Annotated in this window: 7 protein-coding genes and 1 pseudogene; 4 read left to right on the top strand and 4 right to left on the bottom strand. The window is 66.4% G+C overall.

What is annotated here, in order from left to right:
- Positions 1-26: 26 nt before the first annotated feature.
- Complete coding sequence (locus AC1DYI_RS23055) at positions 27-314, bottom strand: sodium/substrate symporter small subunit (RefSeq protein ID WP_477206468.1); 288 nt, start codon at positions 312-314, stop codon at positions 27-29.
- Positions 315-506: 192 nt separating this feature from the next.
- On the opposite strand from AC1DYI_RS23055, the gene prfB reads away from it, so the two are divergent.
- Both prfB and AC1DYI_RS23045 read left to right on the top strand, forming a co-directional pair.
- A protein-coding gene (gene prfB / locus AC1DYI_RS23050; protein WP_477206467.1) for a peptide chain release factor 2 occupies positions 507-1,611 on the top strand; the annotation gives its coding sequence in 2 pieces (ribosomal slippage) (positions 507-587 and positions 589-1,611; 1,104 coding nt in all).
- Between the two features lie 47 nt (positions 1,612-1,658).
- Positions 1,659-2,729 (top strand): CDP-glycerol glycerophosphotransferase family protein, encoded by a 1,071-nt coding sequence (locus tag AC1DYI_RS23045; protein ID WP_477206466.1) that lies wholly within the window; start codon positions 1,659-1,661, stop codon positions 2,727-2,729.
- Here the strand turns inward: AC1DYI_RS23045 and AC1DYI_RS23040 are convergent, their stop codons facing one another.
- The 3 genes from AC1DYI_RS23040 to AC1DYI_RS23030 form a co-directional block, all read right to left on the bottom strand.
- The gene (locus tag AC1DYI_RS23040; RefSeq protein ID WP_477206465.1) at positions 2,730-3,125 is read right to left on the bottom strand and encodes an FAD synthase family protein; all 396 of its coding nucleotides are present in this window, start codon (positions 3,123-3,125) and stop codon (positions 2,730-2,732) included. It lies immediately after the preceding gene.
- 150 nt (positions 3,126-3,275) lie between these two features.
- A complete protein-coding gene (locus AC1DYI_RS23035; RefSeq protein WP_477206464.1) occupies positions 3,276-4,115 on the bottom strand; it encodes a hypothetical protein in 840 nt (279 codons plus the stop codon).
- A gap of 38 nt (positions 4,116-4,153) precedes the next feature.
- Positions 4,154-5,227, bottom strand: a complete 1,074-nt coding sequence (locus AC1DYI_RS23030; RefSeq protein WP_477206463.1) for a hypothetical protein — start codon at positions 5,225-5,227, stop codon at positions 4,154-4,156.
- Positions 5,228-5,293: 66 nt separating this feature from the next.
- On the opposite strand from AC1DYI_RS23030, the gene AC1DYI_RS23025 reads away from it, so the two are divergent.
- Positions 5,294-6,085, top strand: a complete 792-nt coding sequence (locus AC1DYI_RS23025; protein WP_477206462.1) for a hypothetical protein — start codon at positions 5,294-5,296, stop codon at positions 6,083-6,085.
- A 237-nt stretch (positions 6,086-6,322) separates the two neighbouring features.
- Positions 6,323-6,786, top strand: a pseudogene (pepN, locus tag AC1DYI_RS23020) (aminopeptidase N); the annotation flags it as partial.

Raw genomic sequence — 6,786 nt, 5'->3', positions numbered from 1 at the left:
GGCGGTGGGGGCGTGGGGCTCGGCCATCAGTCCAGCTCGTCCAGGTCGTTTGCTTCGTCGATCCGGCGTGTCGCCCAGGCGTACAAGCCAACCAGCAACAGGTAGACCAGCACCGAGCCTTGGGCGCCGACCCAGAAGCTGAACGGCCAGCCGAAGAAATTGAAGCTCAGGGCCCGGGCCTGGAAGGCCACGCCGAAGGTGACGCCGGCCCAGACCAGCAGCAGGCCCACCGTCCAGCGCCGCACGGCCCGCCAATGGGCCTGGCGTCGGCGCGCGAGCGCCGCGGCGGAGCTGTCGTCGGCAACAACCGTCATCGCGAGGTGGTGGACGAGTCGGGGCGAAAAATACCGCCGGAAGGCGGGTGCTTTTGGAGGCGGGGCAGTGATCCATTGTGCCGACGCGGCGGCCCGCCGCCCATTCGCGCGCACCCGGGGAAGGCCGGCCCGGCAGCGCGGCCTCGCCGCTTGAGCGAAAATACGCGGTTTGACAAGAATGGAATGAGCGCCATGGACATCGAACGCATCAACGCCATCGGCAACTCGCTGGCCGATCTGACGCAGCGCACCCTCGATCTACGGGGGTATCTTTGACTACGACCGCAAGGTCCTGCGTCTGAGGGAAGTCAACGCGACCCTCGAAAATCCCGACATCTGGAACGACCCCAAGCGGGCGCAGGAGTTGGGCAAGGAAAAGAAGGCCCTCGACGAGGTCGTCGAGACCATCGACCACCTGACGAGCAACCTGTCGGACAACACCGAGTTGTTCGAGATGTCCAAAGCCGACGGCGACCTGGACGGCCTGCAGGCGATCGAAGCCGAAGCCGCGACGCTGCAAGCCACCGTCGAAGGGCTCGAGTTCCGCCGGATGTTCAGCAACCCGGCCGACCCGCTCAACTGCTTCATCGACATCCAGGCCGGCGCCGGTGGCACCGAGGCCTGCGACTGGGCCAGCATGCTGCTGCGCCAGTACCTGAAGTACGCCGAGCGCAAGGGCTTCAAGGCGACGATGGAAGACGAGACGCCGGGCGACATCGCCGGCATCAAGAGCGCCACGATCAAGGTCGAGGGCGACTACGCGTTCGGTCTGCTGCGTACCGAAACCGGTGTGCACCGCCTGGTGCGCAAGAGCCCGTTCGACTCGGCCGGCGGCCGCCACACCTCGTTCGCTTCGCTGTTCGTCTACCCGGAAGTCGACGACTCGATCGAGATCGAGATCAACCCGTCCGACGTGCGCACCGACACCTTTCGCGCGTCTGGCGCCGGCGGCCAGCACATCAACAAGACGGACTCGGCCGTGCGCCTGACGCACATCCCGACCGGCATCGTCGTGCAGTGCCAGGACGGCCGCAGCCAGCACAGCAACCGCGACGTCGCCTGGAAGCGCCTGCGCTCACGGCTGTACGACCATGAGATGCGCAAGCGCATGGAAGAGCAGCAGAAGCTGGAAGACACCAAGACGGACGTCGGCTGGGGCCACCAGATCCGCTCGTACGTGCTGGACCAGAGCCGCATCAAGGACCTGCGCACCAACGTCGAAATCTCCAACACCCAGAAGGTGCTGGACGGCGACCTCGACGCCTTCATCGCAGCGAGCCTGAAGCAAGGCCTGTGATCCCACAGCGGCCCTCAGGGGCCGCTCTTCTTTCTGCCTCAGCCCCGATGCACGTCGCCTTCTTCGCTGAACAGCTCTATTACCTGCCGCAATTTGCACCGGTAGTGCGCGCGCTGATCGCGCGTGGCCATCGCGTGACCACGCTGCTGCGGGTGGACGAGAAGCTGCGCGACGTGCCTATCGCGGTCGACCTGCCGCAGGTCGAAGCGCACACGCTGCTGCGTGTCGACAGTCCGATTCAGGCCTATGCGGAACTGCGCAAGCTCGCCCCCGATTGGGCGGTGTTCGGCAGCTTTCTGGCCGACGGCGAAACACTCGCGCCGAATACCCGCACCGCGCTGGTCTACCACGGCATCGGTGTCAAGAACGTGCTGTTCGACCCGCGGCTGAATCGCTTCGACCTGCGCTGCGTCGAGTCACAACGTGTGCTGGATGAACTGGTCGCACGGGAGCCTGGCGTGCGCGACCGACTCGCGCTGGTCGGCTTTGCCAAGCTCGATCCGCTGCTGCCGATCCAACCTGCCCCACCCTCGGGCAGCGCAGCGCCGGTGCTGCTGTACGCGCCAACCTTCTACCCGTCGTCGCTCGAACTGATGCCCGAGGACTTGAAGGCCCTGGTGCCGGGCGCGCACTGGATCGTCAAGCCGCACTTCTTCTCGTGGGTGGTGCCGCAATACGCGAAGCAGCGCGAACGCATGAAGCGTTGGGCCGATGCCGGCATCGAGGTACTAGGCCCCGAGCGCTATGACCTGGTGCCGCTGATGGCACGCGCCGATGTGCTGGTCAGCGATGCGTCGAGCGCATTGTTCGAGTTCGCGGCGCTGAACAAGCCCGTCGTCTGGTGCCGCTTCCTGAAGCTGCGCTGGAGCTACCGCGGGATCTTTGCCTGGCGCTACAAGCAGCGCATCGACCCGAACACCCCGCGCTACGAGGCAGTGGCCTATGGCGCCGACAAACCGGCAGCGCTGAGCGGCGTGCTGCAGCAGGCACTGGTCGACCGGCGCAGTGGCAAGCCGCCGTCGGCCGAGCGTGAAGCGCTGATCGAGCACCTGATCGGCCCGCGAGATGGGCAAACCTCGCAGCGCATCGTCGACGCGCTGGAGCAGCGGCGCGCCTGATCAGGGCGCCTGTCGGATCACCTCGATGATCTCCGTCGTCGAGATCGACGGCGTGCGTGGCAGATAGACCACCTCGCAGATCGACTTGAACTCGTCGAAACGGCCGGCCCAGTCGTCGCCCATCACCAGCACCGATGCCCGGTGCTCGCGCAGGTAGTCGCCCTTCTTTTCCAGCGACTCCTCGATGAAGACTTCGTCGACGCAGCGCAGCGCACTGATGATGTGGACCCGGTCTTTCTGCGTGTAGATCGGGCGCCGGCCCTTCTTCGAGAAATTCAGGTCGTCGGACGACACGCCCACGATCAACTGATCGCCCAGCGCCCGCGCACGGTCGAGGATCAGCACGTGGCCGACGTGCAGCACGTCGAAGGTTCCGAAGGTCACGATACGGCGCATTGGGGCCTCATATCAGCGCCATCAAAGGCGCCACAAACGCCGAAGACGGCACAAGCGTGTTCCGAACCAAGGGACTTGCGTGGATCCGGCTCTGCCGGTCCACTGCAAGAGCCCCCTCGGGGGGCAGCGACTGGAAGGAGCGTGGGGGCATCACGTACTACGATAGTCGCCGTCGAGGTTGTTGAACTGGTGCTTGCTGCAATGTTCGAGGAACGCGGCGTCGGCCGCATGCAGCTCGGTCGGCACCTTGCTCGAATCGCTCTCGCGCCGCTCGGCCTGCCAGCCGAATGACGGGCGCACATAGCGGTTGGCGACGGCGAAGTCGATCGCGTCCTGGCTGACTTCGCCGGCGGCCAGGCCACTGTAGAGCGCCTCGAACCACAGCCCTTCATGCGCATGACCACGCGCAATCCACGGCTGCGTCGAGCGGCGCGTGTAGTGCACCAGGCAGGTCGCCGGCTCATGGTGGTCCAGCGCATTCCAGTGGCGTGGCATCGAGCCCTTCAGCCAGACCGTCTTCAACTTCATCAGCGCGTGGTAGTCGTAGCGGCCGTTGTCCAGGTCATCGGCAATGCGCTGCGGCTCCCAGGCCAGCAGCTTGTCGCAACGCAGCAGCATCACGCTGGACGCGTGGCTGCCGGTGCGGCCGTCCGGGCCCTTCTCGGTGCGCCGCATGATGCGCGAGCCGAAGTGCATCGGCAGGTCGTTCAGCGCCGCGATGTCGCGCAGCACCACCTGGTCGGAGTCGCAGTAGATCGCGCGGCCGCGCCAGCCGGCGAGCATCGGCACCGCAAAACGCTGGAACGAAAACGGCGTCACCGGCCGGTTCTCGGGCTTCTTCGGCACCGGCAGGCCGGGCGCGGTCAGCTCGCCGATCGAGCGCACCTCGACCGGCCGCGAGGCATGGCGCTTGATCGACCAGCGCAGGACTTCGAACATCAGCCGGTGCGAATGCACCGCGCCGACAAACACGCGAATGGGTTCGGTCATCGGGGGGATTTTGTCAGGGGCCGGGGGGCGCCGGCTGCTCAGGCCGTTTGCGCTGCGTCAAAGACCTGGACACCGGCCGCATCGTAAACGCGCTGCGCGCCGGCCTCGAACTCGCTCACCTTGGCTGCGCCGCTCGGCAGGCGGTAGACCCGCAAGCCGCGGCCGAGCAAGGACAGGCTCAGCAGCGCGGTGGTCAGCGTGCCCACCACCACCGTCTTGTCCAGCAGCGGTGCCAGCACTTCAGCCGGCAGCCGCGCTGGCACTTCGATGCAGGCGGTCTGAGGCAAGTCCAGTTGCTGGCATGCCGGCTGGGCCGCGTTGGGGTGCGATTTCAGCGCCACGGTCTGGCCGCGTTGGGCATGGTCCTTCACCAGCCGGGCCAGTTGTTCTTTCAAGGCGGGATCGGCCTGCAGAAACCGTGGATGCGGCAACAGCAGCAACAGGCCTAGGCCTGCGCAACTGGCCGCATCAAATCCGRCCAGGGCCGCTGCCGCGATGCACGTCTGCCGCACTGCATCGGTAGCAAACCAATCGGGCCGCAGCGCCTGCACCGGCTTGCCAGCAAGCCCGCCATGCACCTGGCCGGGCAGCAGCACATAGGCGGCCTGCACCGCCTTCGAGCCACCGACCAGCGCCGGCCGCTCCACCGGCAAGCCATATTTGAGGCTGCGCCGCCAGTTCGACAGGCCTTCGAGCCAGGGCGCCGTCGCATGCTGGTGCGGCAGGTAGCTGTACAGCCCATCGTCGATGTAGACGCGCCGAGCGGGCGGGCAACCGCGCAGCGCAGCGTAGAACTCGAGGCGGTGGTCCATGCCGACGGCAATGGTCACCGGCGCAATCCGCGCGGACTGCGCACTCATCTCTTGCAATTGCGCGCGCGCCGCGGTCGTGCCGCGCAGCGCCACAAATCGGGTGACCTTCACGTCGATGGCGTCGGACTTTTCCAGCGCCTCGCCGATGTAGTCACGTGCACCGGGTGGCTGGTCGATCAGCCACAAGTGTTTCGGCGCTTGTCGCATCGGCCCGGCCATCAGGCCCAGCGCAAAAAAGGTATGCAGCGGCGTGGACGCCAGGAACAGGCAAGCGCCGCTGCCCGTCTCACTGCCATCCATCACAATCGGTTCAGAAGCCGGGTTTGGCGTCGCCATCACCCGGGGAGTATGCATGAGGAGCATTCCATGAGCGGTCAGCCGCTGCCCATCGTGTGCATGGCCTTCGGCGAGCCGCACCCGATGACCGACACCTACATCGAGCGGCTGCACGGCATGCTCAAGCGGCACTGCCATCGGCCGTTCGAGCTGCACTGCTACACCGATTCGCCGCGCCCGCTGCCGGCAGGCGTGATCCGGCACGACTGCTCGGGCTGGACCGAGCTGGACCGCCCCGGCATGCGCGGCACCACCCGCAAGCTCGGCCTGTTCAACCCCGACTACCTGCCTTTCGACGAGTTCCTCTATCTCGACCTGAGCCTGGTGATCCGGCGCGACATGGAAGAGATGCTGTCGTTCGCCTTCGGCCACCCGGCCGACCTGGTGATCGTGCCGAACTGGCACTACGACGGCTTCAACTCGTCGGTGATGCGCATCCGCCGCGGCGGCCTGCGCAAGATCTACGACGCCTTCGTCGCCGGCGAAAGCTACAAGCAGAAGGTGCTGGGCGACCAGGATTTCACCCATGGCGTGGTCACCGCCCACGGCCTGCGGGACCGTGTGGGGCTGTTCCCGGTGGAGCAGATCGTCAGCTTCAAGAAGACCGTGCGCCTGGGCCGGAAAAACGCGGCTCAGGGCCGCGCCCGCATCGCCGGCGCCACGATCGTCAAGTTCCACGGCGAGCCGAAGATGCACGAGGCCTTTGGCTTCTGGTACCGGATGACCCGGGTGCGGCTGAAGGAACTGGTGCGCGGCCACCTGTCGCCGGTGATCCCGATCGACGAATTGCGGCGGCAGTGGACCGGCGAAACCACGCCTTGAGCACCGCGCCATTGGTGAAAGCCCCGCCTGGAGGGCGAATTTCTCATCAATTGGCTCATTTGCGGGCCGACAGCCCCACCGGTTTCTGAGGCCGGCCAGCCGGTAAACTGCCGGGTTGGGCCTACCCGGCCTCAGCCACGGCTGCGTTGCGCTTTGCGCCATGCCGTACCGCGCGCACCGTGACGCGGTTGCGCCGCCGCTGCATCAACCCCGCGACCCACAACGTCAAGACACACCATGCGCGAAGGCACTGCCCCCCTCATTCGCCGCGAAGACTATCTCGCTCCGGCCTACTGGATCCGCAACGTCGACCTGACGCTGGACCTGGACGCTGCGAAGACCATCGTCGCGAGCAAGCTCACGATCGAACGCAACGGCCAGCAGCCGGTGCAGCCGCTGCGCCTGCACGGCGAAGAGCTGAACCTGCTGCGCGTGCTGGTCGACGGGCAGAGCGTCTCGTTCCGCCATGAAGACGACATGCTGGTGATCGACGCGCCGGCGGCCGACCACTTCGTGCTGGAGATCCGCAACACGATCGCGCCGGAAAAGAACACGCAACTGAGCGGTCTGTACGCCTCGGGCGGCGGGCTGTACACCCAGTGCGAAGCCGAGGGCTTCCGCCGCATCACCTACTTCCTGGACCGGCCGGACGTGATGGCGGTCTACACCGTGACGCTGCGCGGCGACAAGAAGAAGTACCC

This window comes from Ideonella sp. P3_A4 (genome assembly GCF_056403075.1).
The sequence above is the reverse complement of the archived record's forward strand: the minus strand, read 5'-3'. Positions and strand labels throughout refer to the sequence as shown.

What these genes read in the sequence shown, in the direction of transcription:
- AC1DYI_RS23055 (WP_477206468.1), bottom strand. Translation starts at nt 314, where the DNA reads ATGACGGTTGTTGCCGACGACAGCTCCGCCGCGGCGCTCGCGCGCCGA.
- AC1DYI_RS23025 (WP_477206462.1), top strand. Translation starts at nt 5,294, where the DNA reads ATGAGCGGTCAGCCGCTGCCCATCGTGTGCATGGCCTTCGGCGAGCCG.
- AC1DYI_RS23035 (WP_477206464.1), bottom strand. Translation starts at nt 4,115, where the DNA reads ATGACCGAACCCATTCGCGTGTTTGTCGGCGCGGTGCATTCGCACCGG.
- AC1DYI_RS23040 (WP_477206465.1), bottom strand. Translation starts at nt 3,125, where the DNA reads ATGCGCCGTATCGTGACCTTCGGAACCTTCGACGTGCTGCACGTCGGC.
- AC1DYI_RS23045 (WP_477206466.1), top strand. Translation starts at nt 1,659, where the DNA reads ATGCACGTCGCCTTCTTCGCTGAACAGCTCTATTACCTGCCGCAATTT.